The organism is Paenibacillus sp. NPDC058898, from assembly GCF_049316025.1.
Classification (GTDB): domain Bacteria; phylum Bacillota; class Bacilli; order Paenibacillales; family Paenibacillaceae; genus Paenibacillus_AQ.
Genome location: NZ_JBMOSM010000003.1, coordinates 146,973 through 167,718 on the forward strand (window position 1 = coordinate 146,973; position 20,746 = coordinate 167,718).

A 20,746-nucleotide genomic window follows, 5' to 3' on the forward strand; every position below is an offset into this window, starting at 1 on the left:
ATGTTCAAATGGAAATCCATTTTTCTTCACATCGGGTTAATCGCCGGACTGCTGCTGTCGATTTTCCCCTTCTACTGGCTGCTTGTCATGGCAACGCGAACCACTTCGGACATTTACAGCTTCCCCCCGAAACTATGGTTCGGTCCTCACTTGCTTGATAACGTGTCGAGAGTGCTGAGCAGCATTGATTTCTTCGGCGCATTCTGGAATACCCTGTTCGTTGCTTCCGCTTGTACGCTGTTAGTCTTATTCTTTGATTCCCTGGCTGGATTCACGTTCGCTAAATTCCAATTCCCAGGCAATAAATGGCTGTTTGTGCTGCTGCTTGCCACCATGATGGCGCCTGCCCAGTTGTCCCTGGTACCTTCGTTTGTCATTATGGCAGAGTTCGGATGGGTAGGAACTTATAAAGCGTTGATCATTCCCGGAATGGTAAACGCCTTCGGGATCTTCTGGATCAGGCAATATGCACAGGAGTCGGTACCCTCAGAGCTGCTAGATGCAGGCAAAATCGACGGCTGCGGATTCTTCCGCCTCTACTGGAATATATCGCTGCCGATTCTGCGTCCCGCCTTATCATTCCTGGCCGCCTTCACGTTCATCGGCGTATGGAATGACTACCTGTGGCCGCTTATTATTCTAAATGATGAGAACAAATTCACCTTGCAGGTTGCGCTCTCCTCATTGAACGGAATATACACGACCGACTATTCGATGGTCATTGCCGGTACGCTGCTAGCCGTCATTCCGCTGATCGTTATGTTCCTGTTCATCAGCAAGCAATTCATTTCCGATATTGCAGCAGGTGCCATTAAGAGTTAACGGTAAGAGGGGTGTCCCAAAAGGTCTTGGATCTGGCGGGATGCCCTCTTATTCAGTTAAGAGCAACCGGCCGAAAAGCAAGAAATGGCGGTGCAAAGGATAACATCCTGAGCACCGCCATTACTTCATAGGACATGGTTTTCAACCTGACGAACCATCAGTCCAATGAGCAAATCCGTTTATGAGACAAATCATTTTGATCCGGGTCATACCGCCATACCGTAAACGCTACGGCACCATCAACAGCTTTTCATTATCCGGAGTTTCTCCCTCCTCTTCTGAACCAACCACCGCCTCTCTCTTTAACTCCGCTGTTTCATCCAACTTTTTGCGCCCCATTAACGTTGCTGCCGCAAGCGCTAATGCTGCAGGAACGATAGCCCAGGCAAATGTAATGGCAATGGAGGAAGCGAGGTTGTCGGAGATCGGTTTGAGCAGCTCTGACGGAATCAGCGACCTTGTCTCCGGCGCCAATAAGATGTGGGGATCCTTCAGATCGAATCCTTCAGGAAGTCCGCCGTTGTTCACTGCTCCCGATGACAGGGATCCGGTGAAGGATCGGCTCTGTATCAACCCGAACACGGTTATTCCAATTGTCATTCCAAGCGATCGCGTGAAGTTAAAGGTCGAACTCGCCATCCCGCGCTGTTTATAGGATAAGCCATGCATGACGGCTGTACTCAGCACGGAGAACGATCCGCCGATGCCAAGCCCGATCAGTACCATGTATAGGGTTACGATGAACCTGCTGGATTCCGGAGTTAGCGTCGAAGCGAGCACCATCCCTCCCGTGAACAGGACAAGCGTCGGGATCATGATGTTGCGATACGATATTTTACTCATCAGAAAACCGCTGACTGTAGCCGTGATGACCGAACCCACCATCATTGGCAGCAGGACGAGCCCCGAGTTCGTTGCGCTTCCACCGAGTACCCCTTGAATGAAAATCGGAATATAAACGGAAGCCACGATGAACGATCCTCCGCTGAATAAACCGCACAGCACACTGGACGTATAGAGTTTATTCTTGAATAAACGAAAGGAAATAATCGGTTCCTGCGCCCTTCTCTCAGCAAGCACGAAGAGAACCAGCATGACAAACGCCATAGCAAACAACGCCAGGATAATCCAGGAGTTCCACGCCAACTGCTTGCCGCCAAGCTCTAAAGCAAACATGAAACAGATGACGCCCGTCAGGAGTGTAGCGGCTCCCATCCAATCAATCGGCTGCTTGGAACGTTCATGCGATTCCTTATAAAACAGCGTGACCATCATGAAAGCCACGATACCGATTGGCAAATTAACATAGAATATCCACTGCCATGTAATATGATCCGTAATATACGCACCTGCAAGCGGTCCGAATATGCTGGATAATCCGAACACGGCTCCGAATAACCCGGTGAGCTTCCCCCGCTTTTCGAGGGGAACCGTATCGAACATAATAGCGAATGCAATCGGGATCAGCGCACCGCCGCCGATGCCTTGCACGGCACGATATAGCGCCAGTTCTGTAATGGAGTTCGCCGTACCGCACAGTACGGAACCCAGCATAAATACAATCATCCCGAATACAAAGAACTTTTTGCGACCGTACATGTCGGACAGCTTGCCAAAGATCGGCATTCCTGCAAGCTCAGCGACCATATAAGCGGAAGTCACCCATACGAAATGATCAAGTCCTCCGAGCTCCCCGACGATATTCCCCATTGCGGTCGCTACGATTGTATTGTCCATGGAGGCCATTAAGATGCCGAGCAGCAGGCCTGTGAGTACGATGGGCAATTTGTTGGTCGATTGTGTCTTCACGTTCTCATACACTCCTTCTAAGTAGGTTTCTTTTTTTACTGTCGTCATTGTAATTCAGAAAATATGACAGCTGACTGTCACACTTTTGTCCTGATTCCACTTTTTTTCGAACACAGAGGAAACATGTTAAAATAGAGTGTACATCTGAAATGGAGGAAATCTACATATGGACAATTTCGAGAAAAATCTGGAGAAATACGCGGAGCTGGTCGTTAAGGTAGGCGTAAACGTTCAACCGGGCCAAGTACTGATTGTCAATGCTCCAATCGAAACCGTAGAGTTGACACGCCACATCGTGGCCAAAGCATACGATGCAGGCGCCAAATATGTGCAAGTCGACTGGGATGATGAGAGAATCACCCGCATTCGCTACGAGAAAGCACCCGCTGACTCTTTCGGTTATTATCCGCAGTGGCAGGCCGACGCCATGCAGCAGCTTGCAGAAGGTGGAGGAGCCATTCTGCGCATTAAGGTTCCGGATCCGGAGCTGTTCCGAGGCATTGATTCAGCCAAAGTATCTACAGCCGTGAAAGCCGCTGCCGTAGCTAACGAAAAATACCAAGTTTATGTGCGCAACAATAAAATCAGCTGGTCGCTCATTAAGGCACCTACCCGTGCCTGGGCCGATAAGGTATTCGCGGATCTTCCCGAAGAGGATCGTATTCAAGCGATGTGGGATGCGGTATTCCAGATGAATCGAGTGGATAGCGAAGATCCGGTTGCCGCTTGGCGGGATCATATTGCTCAGTTGAAACTGCGCCAGAATCACATGAATGCCAAACGCTATAAGAGTTTCCACTATCGTTCGCCGGGAACGGATCTGCGCGTGGACATGCCGGAAGGGTATCTCTGGCTTGGCGGCGGTGACGAGAATGAAGCCGGCGTATATTTCGTGGCAAACATGCCAACCGAAGAAATCTACACAATGCCGCACCGTACAGGCGTAAACGGGACCGTAACCAGTACGCTTCCGCTTAATCTGAACGGCCGCTTGGTAGAAGGCATAAAGCTCACGTTCAAGGACGGCAAAGTTGTCGAATATGAAGCCGAATCCGGGCGGGAGCACCTCACGACACTGCTGGAAACGGACGAAGGCGCGTCCTATCTAGGAGAAATGGCACTCGTACCGCATGATTCGCCAATCTCCCAGCTGAACCGCGTCTTCTATAACACCGGTATCGATGAGAATGCATCGTGCCACTTTGCGCTGGGAAGCGCCTATCCTGTCAATATCGAGGGCGGTACCAAGATGAGCAAGGAAGAACTCATCGCTCGCGGAGTCAATGTTAGTCTGACGCATGTTGATTTCATGATCGGTTCGGCTGAACTGGACATTGACGGTGTGCTGGCTGACGGCACGATTGAACCTGTATTTCGCGGTGGACGGTGGGTTTAATTCATTGCTCCATACCCTTAACATGAATCTCCATTAGCCTTCAACCTAAAAAGAGGCTGACACTAAAGCTCCAGCTCTAGTGTCAGCCTCTTATTTGTTCTTATTTCTTACTGCTTCTCCACGTTCTCCAGCATACGAAGAATCATCATGACGGCTTCCGCCCGGGTCGCGGAGTCCCGTGGAGCAAACCGGTTACCCGAGCGGCCATTTACGATGCCAGCCGCAGTGGCGGCAGCGATTTCCTTCTCTGCCCAAGCTGGAATGGCTTGCTGATCACGGAATTCCGTTTCTGTCTCTGGTAAGGCAAGGCCCAGGTAACCTGCGATCATGACCGCCATTTCAGAACGGTTGACGGATTGATTCGGTCTGAATGAGCCGTCTTCATATCCCTTCACAATACCTTCGGATACGGCCCATTGAATCGCTTCAAGCGCCCAGGATCCGATCTGGGAACTGTCTTTGAAATCCAGCTTCCCAGCATCCCTTTGTCCATCGAGTGCTTTGGCCATCATGACCATAAATTCGGCGCGTGTTACTTGTCGGTCCGGTTTAAAGGTATGATCCGGATAACCCCCAACGATACCGAGCTGAACCGCTTCCTCTATCGCCGACGAAGCCCAATGTCCTGCGATGTCTGTTAACATCACCGGCTTTGGCTCCGGCTTCGGTTCTTCGGTGCCCGGCTTCGCCTTACGGTGAATGGTTAACTGGTAGGTTCGGGTCGTCCCGTTCTCCGCCCGAATCACCAGCTTCAACAGGTTATCCCCTTCCTTCAGCTCGATAACCTGATCCTTTTTCAGGGGTTCTTCTCCCAGAAGAACTGCTGCCTTGCTATGCGCCGCATGAACACGGAGCTGCACAGATTCAGCTTCCGTCTCAAGTCGGTACTCAGTTCTGTTCTCATTGAATGCAGGGGTAAGTTCAGCTGCTTTGTCGCCGATGATCACTTCAAGTTCTTTTAAACGGTTGTCTCCAGATAATACGTATCCTCCAGAGGACCCCGATCCTGATTCTGATCCCGATGATGGAGGATTCTCCGTTGAAGGTACAACCGATGCGTTATAGGTACGGATCGCGGCTTGCAGAGCAATGATTGCATCCTGTACTGTCTTGGCAGTTGCATGATCCTGTTGCGCTATGGCGCTGGCTCTTTCAATGGCAGCACGGAGTGCAGACCTTGCTGCGACCGGATATTGCCCCGGCGATGTGCCTTCCCGTGTTTCGTCGAGCCTTTGCTGTGCCGATGCGATTAATCCGATTAACTCGCTCTTGTCTACTGCTGCTGCCGGTGTTGTGACTGTGTTATGAAGTCCGGCGCTCTCTCCCGCAGCGTTATAGGCTTTTACAGTAAAATGATATCGGGTGTCCGGCTCCAAACCGGAAGCGGTATATGAATACACATCATTGGTCACGGCAACAACCGGTTCACTCCGCCCTTTCAGATATACACGATATCCATCCACGCCATGATCTGCGGTCGCCTCCGGCCAGCTCATGGATACGCCGTTTGAAGTAATGTCCGAAAATTCAAGCTCCCCGGCTGTCCATACAGGTGCATCCGGAATTTCTACGGCTTGAGTGATGACCGTTAAGGCCTCACTAGGAGCGGATTCCGTCCCTTGCTTGTCCACGGCGGTTACTTTGAATTCATACAGCGTGTCCGGGGTTAGCCCTGTCGCTTCATATACGCTATCCGTGACCGTTGCCACGCGCTCCCCGTCCTGATACACATTAAAGTTCACGACTTGTTGGTCTGGACTGTTTACGGGATCCCAACCGATTTGAACTGTTGACGATGTCACATTCAGTACTTTCAGGTTGGTCGGAGCGCCTGGATTCCCGCCATCTGTCGTGAATGTCCACACATCCGAAAGGGTTTTCCCCCCGAATTTGTCTTGTGCGACGACATACCACGAATAGGTTCCATCGGATTGCAGTCCTGTCCACGGTTGAGTAACCTCAGTGCCGCTAGCCACGTTCTGCGGTGTACCGATAGACTCTCCTCTCAGATGATTTACTTGGATCGAATCGGTTGCTACGCGCTTTAATTTCGGTTCAAGATCCAGATTCATCTTGAACTCATCCGAGCCATTTGTATAATAATTGTACTTATCCAGATAAGGAGAGTACGTATTTACGTAAATCTGATTGCTATCCTTATCAAAATGCAGCAACCTCAAGTAACCACTCCCGCCATCGGCATGTCCTTGGTAGTCTGCCAGCATCTGATACACGGTTCTGTCCGCAATACCGTCACCATTATCATCCAATTCATTCTTAAGCAGACTGGCTCCCGTGTAATGGCCGCTCAGAACGGCAACCACATTCGGATTCGGAACGACAACTTCCTTGTACAATTTGTTACCTATACCGGAACGAGTTCCGTTCGCGAGCATATAATCATGGAAATTCAGGAATGCGGTCCGGTCCGGATACGCTGCGAGAACCTCGTTCATCCACTTGATGTCCTCGTCTTCAACGCCCCATCCCATATACATCATGATGAAGTCGTTGCCTTCAACGGAGACAAGGTCATAATGTCCGCGATTGTCCTTGTAGGAACCTCCGTAATATGGCTGATTCTTGTAACGCTCCTCCCCGAAATATTGACTGTAGGTCGTGTAATCCCAATCATAACTTCCCACATCATGATTTCCGGCGAGCACGCCATGCGGCAGATTTGCATCCTCCAGCATCTTCATGTAATCATCGGCACGTTTCCATTGATACTCAGCTGTCGGATCATTCACGATATCACCGGTATGGAACAAATATTTGATGTTCATATCATCAATGGAATCGACAATCCAGTCGAATTGCTTCTGCTGAATATGCGGGTACAGCTCCGTTAAGAACTGGGTATCCGATACCCATACAAAAGTGTAATCATAATCCCCACGGGATGGAATTTCGTCCTGTACGATGACATCCACTTTGCTGTTCTGGACGTAGTCTGCTGCCATCAGTTCGCCTCGCAGCGTAAAATCATCTTCAGACTGGGCAATATGTTTGGTAATTTCCGTCCACTTGTTCTGGTTGTGGTTCCACGCATACATCGTGACCTTACGGCCGGGCACCGTATGTCCTTCCCAAGTCACTTCAACGCTGTCACCCGGCTCCACGGCATGCTCCAGCTCTACCTCAAACCGGATATAAGGGAACTGGGACGTGGAATCCACCGTGACATATTGATCGTTGGACTCTGCTACCAGCTTCAATTCCTCTGCAGTTAGCGCAGTTTCGCCCACCGGGAACCTGTCCTTAGGTGGCTCTTCATCCGAGGCGTTCTTGGATAATTTTACTCGATCGCCACTTAATGCATGATACGGATACGCCTGATGGAAGGAGACCTCAAGCTCGTCATCCGATGGATCGCTGACTTGAACCTTCAGTTCCGGCGACAACCCGGTTCCGCTCTCCATATCTGCTGGTGAGACCAATACAGGTGCATTCGGATGCTCCGGTGTCGTGTTAAACGTTACCGTACGTTCCGAGATGTTGCCGATCTTGTCCACTGCCCGGATTTCCAGCTTATGATCACCTGGATCAAGCTCGGATGATGAAGTATCGTATGGCACCTGGATGGTTCGACCATCCAGCAGGACCTTCACCTGTTCCACGCCGGATACGCTATCTTCTGCAGTCACATCGATCGGAATGCTTCCCTTATAGCTCTTCCCCTCTTCAACGGTCACGCTAATTACCGGTCCATTGTTATCTACCTCAACAATGGCAGATGCTTCAGACTTCCCCTTTACATTCAATTCAACGTTGTGCTGCCCGTCTGTAACCGTCGTAGTATCCCATGCGTAAGACAGGGCCTTTACTTTATCGGCTGGAATATCGAATTGAAATGCAACAAAAGGCAGAAACCGTCCATCGTCACCAAGGTCATGGATAAGCGCAGGATCGCTATATTGCGGATCCCGGATTTCTGTCCCATCTCCTAACAACAGCCGTACATTGCGGGCATTAAAGTCATCCATATTTCCGGTCGGCTTGTCATCCTCGAAATAGGTTTTCTCATTATCACCGGCCCGAAGGGTAATTTCGTTTATGCCGCTTATCAACCATTGCGGTTCGATGGGGACAACGATGGTTTGATAGCCGTCAATGTTCGCCTCGGTCTTGAACAGAACATTCTTGCCGATGGTTACCGTGTTGATCCCATCGTCAATACCATCGCCTTCAAAAACAAAATAAGCGGAATGCTCCATAACGGGTGTACCTTGAACCGGCTGCCCGTCGATATGAAGCTCAAGATCTGCAGGTTCTCCCCCACCTGCTGCACCCCGAATATAGGTTATCCCGGTGACGGTCTGTTGATCGTCAACATTCAGGCTGGCGCTGGCACCATTCCCCGTGAGATCGACTTCGTATTTGGGACTCGCTACTTCCTTAAAGGTGTTGGACACCGTGAAAAAATACTCCAGCTTGGTGTGTCCCAGCAGCTCCAGGTAAGAAATCGTATGACTGAGGCCTTGCTTTCCTTCCTGAAGCTGTACGACTTTGTAATCGTTCTGTCCATCCACACGATAAGATAACGCGAGCGACGTAACCATACGATCATCGTGCGCTTCTGCGAGAATCTCCAGATTTTCGCCCGGCGTCACATTCGTCGTTGTCGTCCGGTTGGTGACCGTTGGTTCCTTGGTCACATCAATATGCACCGGCTCCGCAGGTACCTCGGAATGCTGCAGCGAACCCGGCGTAGCCTTATGCTCCAGCTGGGAAATCCGCTGCATCTTCAGGCTGCCATCCTCCGGGTACTTATAGAAGATCCCCTGATCGGCGGCGTTATGAACATCTCCGTCATTGTAAAATGCGGATACGATCGGACGGCCGGTGTTCGTCACAACCACGAGCTCCCGCATGCGTGAATTGGACATGCCGCCTGAGAATATTTTGACGACATCGGTGTCTTCAATCAGGTTGGTGCCGTAATTTTTATTAAAATCAGCAATCGTTGATTTGCTGTTCTGTACGTTAATAATCCAGAACACCAGCGTGCCTCTGGATGGAATCATCACCTCATCGGGTACATGAGCCCAGAGGGTATCACTCTCCAAGTAACGGTAACGAATTTTGTAATGGCTGAAATCGATGTCTTGGTCAGTATTGTTATATACTTCAATAAATTCATAACCATCGGCGGTTCCTACATTCGTAGAATCAGGGACAAGCTCGGTGATCAGCAGTTCAGGTACATTGTTCAGTGCGTTGGATGACTGGGCTGAAGCCTGTCCTGGGAAACCGGCAAACGAGGCCGACAACACGATACAGAGAATCAAGAAACAGGATATACATCGATTCAGGACGATCTTAGACAATGGAAAACCTCCTAGAAATGATTTTTTGAACAATCAATTCAGTTTCCCAATTCTCCAGGTCTCCATGGGATCTCCAAATTTTAATTAAAGCGCTTTCAATATTAAATCCCTCACGATTTAGATTTAGGCTATCTCCTATAAAAGATCCATTTAGCACCTCACCTCCTAAGATCAATAATTGCATATTCCCTTTGATTTTTAAACCGATTTATGTAAAATCTGATAAATGATTCACAAGTCCCGGGATCAGTTAATCATCTAGTAAAATAGGACAATTTGTTAACAGATATTCGTTACTATATATTAAGTAGTTCCCCCTATCTCAAGGTCCACAAGCGGGGGCAGCATAGCGTATAAAACCCATTACTTCCAGACTATTCACGTCTTATCCGACTCATCTTTGGGCAAGCATCCGTCAGGATCCTCTTTCATGGAATGCAGCTTCAGCTTATTCAGATGTTATCAATTACTCCGGTCTCCCGCACAAAAAAAAGACCCCGCGAATAATTTCGCAGGATCCTTATCAGTGGGAAGCGATTTAAAATTCATTATGCAGCCATTTTCCAATTGCTAGGGTGCCTTACCTGAAAAGAATCGAAGAAACTTCGCTCTCCTTCTCCTTTTGCGAGTGTTCATGGTGAATCAACTGCCTTTCGGAATGACATCATGTTCTTCCGTCCGTCGATTGACAATACCACTTCCCACTTGTTCTATATTTACCCGCTCCTCAGGAAGTGAAACACTTTAGCCCGGACTTCCTCTCGAATTTTGAGATTAGCCTATGTACCCCTCATTTGTATAAATGATGGCGACTACTCACTCTTCATTGTCTGGGACAGTTGTACCAGCTTGTTCATGGTTTTCCAGTTCCGCATCGTCATCGGTACGCCGAGCTTCGTCAACTGAACCGCCAGCTTGGAATTCCGAACGCTTTCCTTAAACAGTAAGTAAACCTCTTCACCAATAACCTCGAAGGTTTCCTTTTCGTTTACATAGAGCCTTAATTTCTCCACATCTTCAGCAGCAGGCGCTTCCGGCAGCATGGCAACATAAAGACTCTCAAACTCCGACGCTTCCTCCGCTTGACGTATCGTTTCTTCCGAAAATGGACAGTTCCGAACAATCCCCTCGATTTCCTCAGAGGTTCTAAGGATCACCGATATCGAGAAGCCGAACGTTTCAAGTATGCCTTGTTCCATTTGGACGCGCAGCGTTTCCTTGGATTCCGCAGATTCGAAGAGCACGTTTCCGCTCTGGATGTAGGTCTGCACGCGAGCCAGCCCCATGTGTTCAAGCATTTTTCTTAAATCGGCCATTTTGATCTTGTTATGGCCGCCGACATTGATCCCTCTGAGCAACGCGATATAAATTGTCATCCAAGCATCCTTTCTACGATCAGACCTGCCGTCTTCTCCCCGTTCGCAATGCAATCCGGTATACCCACTCCATAATAGGAGCATCCCGCAAGCATAACGTTAGGGTACAGGTCACCCATTTTATGCTCTAATGACTCCACGATTTGCCGGTGCTTCAAATGATAATTCGGCATATTATCATGCCATTTAGTGACTTCACAAGAAATAGGCTCTGCCTTAATGCCGAGGCTTTGGCTGATATCCTCCATCCCGACCCGCTTCAATTCTTCATCGGATAATCGGATGAACTCCTCATAATGCGGATTGGAGCTCTTGTAGAACAATCGCATTAATAACCGCTTGTTCTCGGAAGTATGCTCCCATTTCCGGCTCGTCCAGGTACAAGCATCACACTTTAACTGGGTTCCCTTAGCCGTAATGAATCCCGTTCCATCGTAGGGAAGCTCTTCGTCTTGAATATCATAGGCAAGATACACGCTGATAAGCGATTTGGTATACAGCTGGTCAAAGTCCTCGTTAAGCAGCGGATCTTGCAGCAGCTCCTTCGCGGCGGATCCCATTGTGCTTAATACAACAAAATTAGCTTCAAGCTTTTCGCCATTTGCCAATGTTATCCCGTAACCGCTAGCCATTTTCTCCAGCTTCTCTGCGGAAACGCCCTTGTATATCTTCGCGCCTGTTTGTATCACGGTCCGTTCCATTGCATCAATCAATACGGAGACTCCGTCTTGGAAGGAAACAAACTTCTTATTACCTGAGCCCAGGAACTTCTGTTTATGCTCGGCTAGACCGCCCATGATACTACCGTGTGCATTTTTGTATTCTAGTAAATAAGGAAACGTGGACGCAATCGTGAGATCATGAAGCTCTCCGGAATATACGCCCGATATGACCGGAGCGATCTGATTCTGAACGATTTCCTTGCCAAGGAAGGCTTCAAGGAACTCGCCTAAAGAATCATCCTTGGTAAACGTTTCATTCGGCGTGTAGTAGTCCTTGAGCGCCTCCACCTTCCCCTCGGCAGACACGAGCTCGCTTTCCGCCAAGGATTTCAGGCTAAGCGGTATGCCGAATACGCTCTCATCCGGGATTCTTTTCAAACCTGCAGTCGTATATATGAACGAAGTCCCCGTGGCATTATACACAACCTGGTCTGTTAACTGAAGCTCCTCCAGAAGTGGTGCCACATTCGTTTTCCGGGATACGATCGAATCCGCTCCGGTTTCCATAATAAATTCACCGTTCTGAACGGTTCGGATTTTGCCTCCCAGCGTTTCACTTGCCTCGATAAGCACCAATTCCATATCTTGTTGATGGCGATTTAACTCTTTTTGCAAATAGTATAAGGTCGAAAGTCCGGTAATGCCGCCGCCGATGACTACGGTAGTTGTCACTGTACATACACCTCTATTATGTAGGTTCATAACATCTTCATCATGTTTGTTACCATTGTATCCAATTTCTAAGTATATCATAGAGTCCGTTCTTTCGAGGGCCGCCAATCCCTCAATATTGTGAACAGAATCGTTCACACAGTCATCGGCTTTCCACTAGGAAAAGGAACACAATTTGTACATCATGCACCATCCTATTCCCTTTGTGCACGTGCAGATTCAGGGGCATGCAAGGATGGTTGTCGACAGCAAAAAAAACTCCGCGAGATCACTCGCAGAGTTTTTTCGTGGGAAGCGGTTATTTCTATTCTAACGCAATCGTTCCATTGCTTAAGGTGTACTTTGGAATAATTCAGGTAGTATCGTCCTTATTCCTCGTTATGCTGTACATGGGTATCAAATCCTTTCGGTAATTCCGACTTAACGTCTTATTATCCGTCTGGTGTTGATGTGTTTCCACTTCCCACTTAGGATATATATACCCGGTGTACGGTTGATGAAACAGGTGAAGCTTTTCTTTTTTTTTGCCCCTGCCAGAACTTTTAATTATCCTCGGTCAACACTTCAAGCAATCCGGCCGGAAGCTCATACTTGCGGTTGTTGATCTGTATGCTCTTCAGCTCCTCCAGCAGCGAATCATTGCTTTCCGAATCCTTAATGGCCTGTACTTCGTGGTGCAATTGCTCCATCTGACGGTCCAGCGCGTTAGCCGTATCCGCCGCCTTCTTAAGCTCTTCCAGCAGATGCTGGGGAACCGACTTATTATATTTGTAGAAAATTTTATGCTCCAGACTCGCCCAGAAATCCATGGCAATAGTCCGAATTTGGACTTCAACGCATACCTTCTCCACCCGGTCGGAGAAAAAAACAGGCACTTCGACTAACAGATGCAGGCTTTGGTATCCGTTTGGCTTCGGATTCTTGATATAATCTTTGACGTTCAGGACCGTTAAGTCGCTCTGCTTCTGCAGCATGTCGCTGATTTTGTAAATGTCGGTAATGAAGGAGCAGGTGATTCTTAGACCCGCGATGTCTTTAATGTTGTCTTCGATGGAACTGAGAGATATGTTTCCGCCTTTGCGGAGCAGCTTCTTCATGATGCTCTCCGGCGATTTCAGGCGGGACTTCGTATGTTCGATCGGACTATAATCATGAAGAGCCTGGAACTCCTCTTTTAATATTTCCATTTTGGTTTCGATCTCATCTAAGGCGAATTTGTATTTCATCATAAATCGGGTAATTTCGTTCCGAATGATTTTGAGCTGTTCGATTTGCATAGAATTCATGGGATACTTCCTTTCGATTGTGTGATTCAGAGCCGTGATGACTCGAGTAGTAAATAAAAACAAAACACGCTGCTAACATTCTAGAAGTTCTGTTCCCTCTTTAAATAGTAGTTGATTTTGAGGTGCGACTGCAACTTTAGTGCAATAACGTCAAAAAGACGCCGCAACCAGGGGGTTACAACGTCTTTTATCATATGCCAGCTTCGTAGCGCTTGATATCGTTGTATAAACCATATCTTGCAAGGCGTTTATGCTCGTATTTTATTATCCTATAAATTTCATGAACGTGGTATTATTTCTCGGGCAATCGCAAAATACTCATGGTTTCGACATTAATTCTTAGTATGACTTAAGTGGTTACTCGTTCCATTTTTATTTTGGATATGACTTGTTCCAATCTATGGATATCCTTATGAAAAGGACTTAGAACGGTATATATATTTTGAACTTCATGTGAGCCAAACATTTGATGATTATGCTTAATGAAGGTGGCAAGTGTTCCTCCAGGGCCTAAATCTACAAAAATCTTATCTTTCAGGGGCATCAAAGATTTCAATGCATTGCGGAATTGGATCGGTTCCCTCACCACGTTCCATAAGTATTCGGGTTCGAAAGCAGCCACCCTCTGCCCGCTAAAAGATGAGATTACGGTCGTATGGGGAGACTTTAAAGCTAAAGAGCTTACATGGCGCTCATAATACGGGCCTGCCGGGTCGATCCACTTGGAATGGAAACCATGACGAATGGGTAATCGCTGAGCCATGATATTACAATCTTTTAAATAAGACTCCACTTCGGAAAGAGCCGCGGCTCCTCCCGAGATGACAAAATGCGTATCAAAATTAACCGATGCAATCTCACAGTTCTGATAAAGTATCGGTTCGCTGCGGTATAGAGATACCTGATCAAGAATAGCGATCATGCCCCCGGATTCGCAATGATTCTGAACGATTTCAGCTTGAGCGATCACATGCTCCAATGCTGAAGTGTAATCCATGGAACCTGCGACCGTGCAGGAAGCAAATTCCCCCAAGCTTGTGCCTAACACATAATCAGGGAAGATCCGATATTCCATAAATACCTGAGCTAAGGCATACTCGATCATGAATATTGCGGGATGTGTGAATGGTAATGAATCAAATGGCTGGCTGATCGGATAATCATTCTCGTAAAGCTCGCGGGTTACCGATTTCCCGGAGATTTGATAATAATATTGATCCAGCTTCTGAATCCAATGACGGAATACCGGCTGATCCCGATATAACTCCTTGCCCATTTGGTAATATTGCGATCCTTGCCCCGAAAACAAAAATACGATCGATTTCCCCACTTTTTTTCACTCCCATTTTATCGAAAATTAAATATCCCTTCTTGATTTGGCCTCATTCTGAAATTGACAAAATGCTTGAGCGAATCCAATTGAAAATAGATGTTCTGATCGTACAACATACTTATCGTTTGACCAGGAGGGGTACCATAGGAATGACCAGGAAATACCCGCAGTTCCGGAGCTGCAAAAGATTTGATTTTTTGAATGCTATCAAACATCGCCTCAGCGGATCCCCCCTTGAAATTGCATCCCCCGCAGCCTTCAATAAAGAGTGTATCCCCCGTAAAAATACAGTCTTCAAGCAAAAAACACATACTTCCCGAAGTATGCCCGGGCGTCCACAAGCACGTCACGTTTGTCTCCCCGAACATGACGACCTCATTATCGGATAAACTTGTCAAATTTCGGCAATTAAAACCATAGTCTTCAATTTCCACGCTCGACATGAATACATCACATTCATAAATTTCGGTTAACACCGACGCCAAATTTACGTGATCGTAGTGGGAGTGGGTCAGCATAATCCCTTTCACATCTGCGTTTAAATAGTTTAGCCTGCCTATTATGGTATCGAGTTCCCATGAAGGATCAATGATGATGGCAGAGCGGCTGCTTTTATCAAAAACAATATAGCTATAATTAATAAAGGGATGCGAAACCGTTCGCAGTACAAACACTTCGTAATGAACCATGATTCCTCCCCTTTCGCATCGGGCATAAAAAACTCCCGGCTAAGCGCCGTTTACTGCAGCTTAACCGGGATTCGTTCATGCCTTGACTCCGTGTAATTCTTTCGTCTTCTCTTTAAACATGTGGAGAAACTCTTTGGTCATGCCATGTTCAGAATATAACTCTTCGCAAAACGCAAAAATCGTTTCATAAGATTTGGCTTCTGATAACAGCACCATATGATTGGAAGGATCTATATCCATCACATGCAGTTTAGGAAATTGACGTTCCCATTCCTTCCAGTAGGTTGCATGGTCTAGAGCTGAAGAATCTTCCGTTGTAGAGAAATAGGGTTCCAGCTCTCCAAAGATCAGTCCACCCTTATTGCGGAAATAGTAGCAGGTTACAGCTTCGGGGTCGGATAGTGGCCTCACCGAAAACCGATCAAATTGGTATGCATGTTGTATCTTGATATTCGCTTCAATCATCGACATGATTTGATCCTCCGTCTTGGTGAGTCCGCGGGTGTTTCCAAGCTTAATTAACTGTTCAAACAATTCCTCTTCCTGAACATTCAGATCCAATTCATTCCGATGGATGAGCGTCTGCATAAATTTATCCGGTTCCTGAAAATTCTTTGAAGCAAGGGCCAAATTAACGGCTTGCAATACGGCCGTCTTTCTGGAAACGGCTCCTTGCTGAAACTCTTTTCCATATGGTGAATCCAGCATCACCACTGAATTCACCGAATGTCCAAGCTCCTGCAATTGACGTGTCACTTCATACGCCAGTACTCCGCCTAAGGAGTAACCTCCCAGATCATAAGGCCCGTTAGGCTGAACGGATTGAATAATATGGGCATAGTACGCAGCCATCGCCCCAACCCCTTTTAACGGGGATCGATCAGTTAACCAACCTCTTGCCTGGATGCCGTAAAATGGCCGCTCGCTCTTTTGCGCGAGCTTTTGATACATTTCCACGCCACCCAAGCCGCCATGGAACCAAAATACGGGCGATCCCTGCGAGCCATTGTTAAGAAGGATTAGCTCGGGAAACTGCGGCCAACTCCCAGGCACTTCGGACTTGCCTTGTCGGCTGAAGATGCTTGATCCATCCTCTTTCATTAGCGATTCGATCATTGTAATGATGTGCAGAAGCGTCCTGCATTCCTGAAGTTTAACGAGATCCACCGCCGGAGCCAGCTGATTCTGCAATTGCTGCAAGAGCTGCATCAATAGAATGGAGTCAAGCCCATATTGATCCAAAGGCAGGTCTGGACTCAACTCATGGGGGGCCAATCCCAGTATTTTCGATACGATATCGATAACACGGCTGCTTACATTAAGGTCCGTCTCAGCCATTATCGATGTGGTTACAGTGAAACGATGGGTTGAAGCTGCACGTTTAAGCTGTCCCGGATGGATCTCTTGTGCTCCATCGCCATCAAGATCGGGCCAACACCTTCTCCTCTCAAACGGATAGACAGGCAGTGACATTCTACGAACCTCTTTTGCATCGTGAAGTGTTTCCCATGGAAATATGCCGCCTCTTGTCCATTGGAGAGCGATATCCGTCAGGTTGTTATCCACAAATAATGTTAGGACAGCATCCGAATCCATTTTGGACTTGGAATTGACTGTCTCCCCTGTAAAAATGACAGGATGCGAATCTTTCGCCATCGGGACGACTTGCGATGTTTTCAGGAATTGCCTGAAACCACTAATCAGCTCCTCGCGGCTGCTTGCAACAAAAGCCAGCCGGGATTCCATCTGTTCTCTGCCTATCTGCAAGGTGTATGCGAAATCCGATAAAAAGAATTCCGGCGCACGTTCTGCATATTCAAGCATGCGCCGAGCATATTCTACCAGTCGCTCTGTACTTTTTGCCGAGAGAGCTACGATCTGAGGTTTCCTCGAAGGTTCCTGATGCTTACCGGCAGCCACCGGAATATACTCTTCCAGGATGACATGAGCGTTCACACCGCCGATGCCATAGCTGTTTATCGCCGCACGTCGCGGTAGCACCTTTCCATGCGTATCGGTTAACGGCTCCCATTCATGATGCTCTGCAGAAATTCGAAGCGGACTTCCTTCCAGCGAAATATGCTGACTTGGACTCGTAAATCGTTTCACTCCAGGGATAAGTTTGTGTCTTATCGCCTGAATGGACTTGATCAACGAAGCCATGCCTGAAGCAACTTCCCCATGACCCAGCGAAGGCTTCAGCGTGCTGATATAACAAGCACTCTCTCCCCATGAATCAGATGAAGATGGATCGTTTGACGCTATCTCCTGATAACCCGTCTTCAATGCATTGACTTCGATGCCGTCGGCGATAGGCGATGCGATACCATGAGCTTCAATATAGGATATCGTCCGGGGGCTAACTCCCGTGCCTTTAAATGCTTGGGCCATGGCTGCCTTCATCCCAGCAGCATTGGGTGAGGTCAATGACATTCCTTTGCCCCCATGGGACACGCCGGTCCCTTTGATTACAGCATAAATTAAATTATTGTCCTCAATCGCTTTCGACAACGGCTTGATGATGATTGCACCAACACCCTCGCTCCGAACAAATCCGTCCGCGTTGGACTGAAAGGATTTAGCTCTTCCATCCGGGCTTAGATATCCCATAGCATCAAAGCCTATGAAGCCTATAGGAGAAATCAGCAGGTTTACAGCGCCTACAATCGCTTGCTCGCATTCTTGGTTATATATGGATCGGATCGCTCGATGTAACGCCACCAATGTAGAAGAGCAAGCCGTTTCATAGTATTCACTGGGTCCTTGCAAGTTTAATGCATATGAAATGCGGTTCGGAATCAGGGATGGGACCACGCCCGTCATCGCTTGGGGATTCCCTTGTGAAATCGAAGTGACGTTCATATAATCGCCTGGGCCTGCAGCTACGAAAACGCCTGTAGGATGTTGCGAGAGCTTGCTCGGCGAAATGCCGGCATCTTCAACCGCCTTCCAAACCTGAGTCAGCAGGAGACGCTGTTGGGGATCCATCATTTCGGCTTCTCTCGGAGAAATACCGAAAAATAACGGATCAAACTCTTCCACGCCTTGAATAAAGCCTCCCCATTTCAGACTGGTTTGCTCTTCGTCTTCAGAAGGATCGTCCAAGCATTCTCTCCAATCCCAGCGTTCTTTCGGTATTTCCGTTATACAGTCCTTGCCCTCCACGATATTCTTCCAAAATTCATCCACATCCTTTGCCATCGGAAACAGGCCACTGATGCCCACAATCGCAATTGGCTCAGATTCAGAATCGCTGGCCTCCGGGTCCGGAGACGGCGACTCAGACCGAACTGCTATCCTTCCCGGTCGAGAACGTGATTTTCTCAAGAGAATCTCTTCTTCTTCGGGCCCCCTTGTCTTCGGTACGGTTAGATCCTCCTGGACGGTTAATGAAGCCTTTTCATCAAAGGCAGTCCGATGTTCCGATAACAAGTATTCGGCAAAGCTATCCAGCGTCGTATATTCAAAGAACACGGTAGGCGTCAATTCAAGATGGTATTCCTCATTCAGAAGATTGGCAAATTGCGTAAGCGAGATCGAATCAAACCCATACTCACTTAACTCCGATTGCATATCGATATCTTCCAGCTTGACCTTTAGCAGCTTGGATACAGTCTGGACCAAGGCTGTCTCTACTCTTGCCGGCAAGTTGGTATCATCTGACTTAACGGGTGCTGACATGTTCTCATGCTGAACGGATGCGGCTGCCGGCAGCATTCTAGGCTTCACTCGGGACATGATGCCTGTCATTACTACCACCTGGTTCCTTCCCGAGGCCAACCCCTGATACAGCGCTTGGATACCTGTCGAAGTCTGCATTGGGACAGTACCGAGGCTCTTCATCATGATTTTTTCGACTTCCTCGTCAACACGCATCCCGCCTTCTTTCCAGAGCGGCCAACTGATGGATAACATGCGTCCATGCCTTTGCCTGGAAGCCGTAAGCGCATTTCTATACTCAGCGTAAGTATCCATGAAAGCGTTAGCGGCCGAATAATCCGCCTGTCCCGGATTCCCCGTTGCCCCGGCCACAGAAGAAAACGCAATGAACAAATCCAGTTGAATGTCTTTGCTGGCTTCGTCCAGATATACGAGTCCCCTTACTTTGGGTGCCATCACGTTTTCCAGCTCTTCGACATCTTTTCTAAGAATTAGATTGTCCCGGATAATGCCCGCCCCATGAATGATGCCGTTCATGCTTCCGTATTCCTCATGAATGCTCTGAATCAAGGAGGTAACCTGCTGCTTATCTGTCACGTCGACTTGTCGATAATCAACCTTGGCTCCAAGAACCCGCAGTTCATCCAGTTCGGCATGCGTACCCTCATGCAGTGATGAGCGTCCGGTAAGAATCAATACGGCCTCTTTCGCTTTATGGAGAATCTCTTTGGCAAAAATGATGCCAAGACCTCCTGCACCACCTGTGATCAGGTAAATGCCTCGGTCTCTCCAGGGAGCAGCCGCCTTCATAACGTCAGCTTGGAGTTCATCCCATCCGGCAACCCAACGTTTGCCGTCCCGATACCGAATACGTTGATCCATTGGATGGTGACTGTTCTCCATGAATACGTCCGTTATATTAGTATCAACGGATTCTATTTCGATATATTGACATACAAGCTTGGAGTTTTCCGACTGTGCAGCCTTCATCAAGCCGGAGATCCCCGATAACAATAGCTGATCGTGTTGTGAGAGTGACAACACCTGGATAAGGATTTTATCTTTGGGCTTGTCTCTCAGAATCGCTTGAATTTCCTCAAAGATTCGGGCCGAATACGTTATAAACCGCTCTTCTATTCGTTCCTGATATGATTCCAGCGTAATGCAACGGGCCTGGCTCAACTGATGGTTTAAACTCTGCATGCCCGAACCGATCTCACACAGGAACACCAAGTGTTTGGCATACTCCGGGGCACTGCCAATCCGAGCAACTGGCTGGTCCCGCCAGATCGGTTCCAGCATGAGGGTACCAGGCGTTTCCGAAACCGTCGATGATTTCACCTCTCCGTCAAGCACCCTGGTTGAAAACCCCCTCATTTTTACATAAACCTTACCCTGAGCATCACATAGGTCGATATCCAGTTTCTGCACTTTACTCTCTGGTTTATTTCCGTCACTGTACCGGATTCGTGCCCACATCTCGGAAGGACAGCTGCGGAAAACCTCCAGCTCATGCAGGGCAAACGGAAGCCCCGGCTTCAACGAAGCGCTCGACGCTGAATCAGAGCTCATCATCATGGATATGGTGGCCTGCAGAGCAGAATCCATTAGGCTGGGATGCATCGTAAAAGGAGAAGCTGCATCTGTCACT

The 20,746-nt window shown here is 48.0% G+C and carries 10 protein-coding genes; 2 read left to right on the plus strand and 8 right to left on the minus strand.

Features of this window, described 5'->3' with window-relative positions; genetic code table 11:
* Positions 1 to 822 carry a carbohydrate ABC transporter permease gene (locus tag ACOZB4_RS09190; protein WP_379404231.1) on the plus strand — a complete coding sequence of 274 codons (822 nt, stop codon included), beginning with the start codon at positions 1 to 3 and terminating at the stop codon, positions 820 to 822.
* 228 nt (positions 823 to 1,050) lie between these two features.
* Here the strand turns inward: ACOZB4_RS09190 and ACOZB4_RS09195 are convergent, their stop codons facing one another.
* On the minus strand, positions 1,051 to 2,631 hold the full coding sequence (locus ACOZB4_RS09195; protein ID WP_379404830.1) for an MDR family MFS transporter: 1,581 nt from the start codon (positions 2,629 to 2,631) through the stop codon (positions 1,051 to 1,053).
* 166 nt (positions 2,632 to 2,797) lie between these two features.
* Between ACOZB4_RS09195 and ACOZB4_RS09200 the strand changes: the two genes are divergently transcribed.
* Positions 2,798 to 4,027 carry an aminopeptidase gene (locus ACOZB4_RS09200; protein WP_379404233.1) on the plus strand — a complete coding sequence of 410 codons (1,230 nt, stop codon included), beginning with the start codon at positions 2,798 to 2,800 and terminating at the stop codon, positions 4,025 to 4,027.
* 107 nt (positions 4,028 to 4,134) lie between these two features.
* Here the strand turns inward: ACOZB4_RS09200 and ACOZB4_RS09205 are convergent, their stop codons facing one another.
* From ACOZB4_RS09205 to ACOZB4_RS09235, 7 genes are all read right to left on the minus strand, one after another.
* Positions 4,135 to 9,357, minus strand: a complete 5,223-nt coding sequence (locus ACOZB4_RS09205) for an S-layer homology domain-containing protein (protein ID WP_379404235.1) — start codon at positions 9,355 to 9,357, stop codon at positions 4,135 to 4,137.
* 812 nt (positions 9,358 to 10,169) lie between these two features.
* A complete protein-coding gene (locus ACOZB4_RS09210) occupies positions 10,170 to 10,733 on the minus strand; it encodes a DUF1697 domain-containing protein (protein WP_379404237.1) in 564 nt (187 codons plus the stop codon).
* Complete coding sequence (locus ACOZB4_RS09215; protein ID WP_379404239.1) at positions 10,730 to 12,127, minus strand: protoporphyrinogen oxidase; 1,398 nt, start codon at positions 12,125 to 12,127, stop codon at positions 10,730 to 10,732. The genes ACOZB4_RS09210 and ACOZB4_RS09215 overlap by 4 nt, the downstream gene beginning before the upstream one ends.
* A 542-nt stretch (positions 12,128 to 12,669) precedes the next feature.
* Positions 12,670 to 13,413 (minus strand): GTP pyrophosphokinase, encoded by a 744-nt coding sequence (locus ACOZB4_RS09220; RefSeq protein WP_379404241.1) that lies wholly within the window; start codon positions 13,411 to 13,413, stop codon positions 12,670 to 12,672.
* A 349-nt stretch (positions 13,414 to 13,762) separates the two neighbouring features.
* Entirely contained in the window at positions 13,763 to 14,743 is a 981-nt protein-coding gene (locus tag ACOZB4_RS09225) for an acyltransferase domain-containing protein (protein ID WP_076321929.1), read from the minus strand.
* Between the two features lie 17 nt (positions 14,744 to 14,760).
* Positions 14,761 to 15,438 (minus strand): MBL fold metallo-hydrolase, encoded by a 678-nt coding sequence (locus tag ACOZB4_RS09230; protein ID WP_372238791.1) that lies wholly within the window; start codon positions 15,436 to 15,438, stop codon positions 14,761 to 14,763.
* Positions 15,439 to 15,510: 72 nt separating this feature from the next.
* Positions 15,511 to 20,745 (minus strand): SDR family NAD(P)-dependent oxidoreductase, encoded by a 5,235-nt coding sequence (locus ACOZB4_RS09235; protein ID WP_422759533.1) that lies wholly within the window; start codon positions 20,743 to 20,745, stop codon positions 15,511 to 15,513.
* Between the last annotated feature and the right edge of the window lies 1 nt (position 20,746).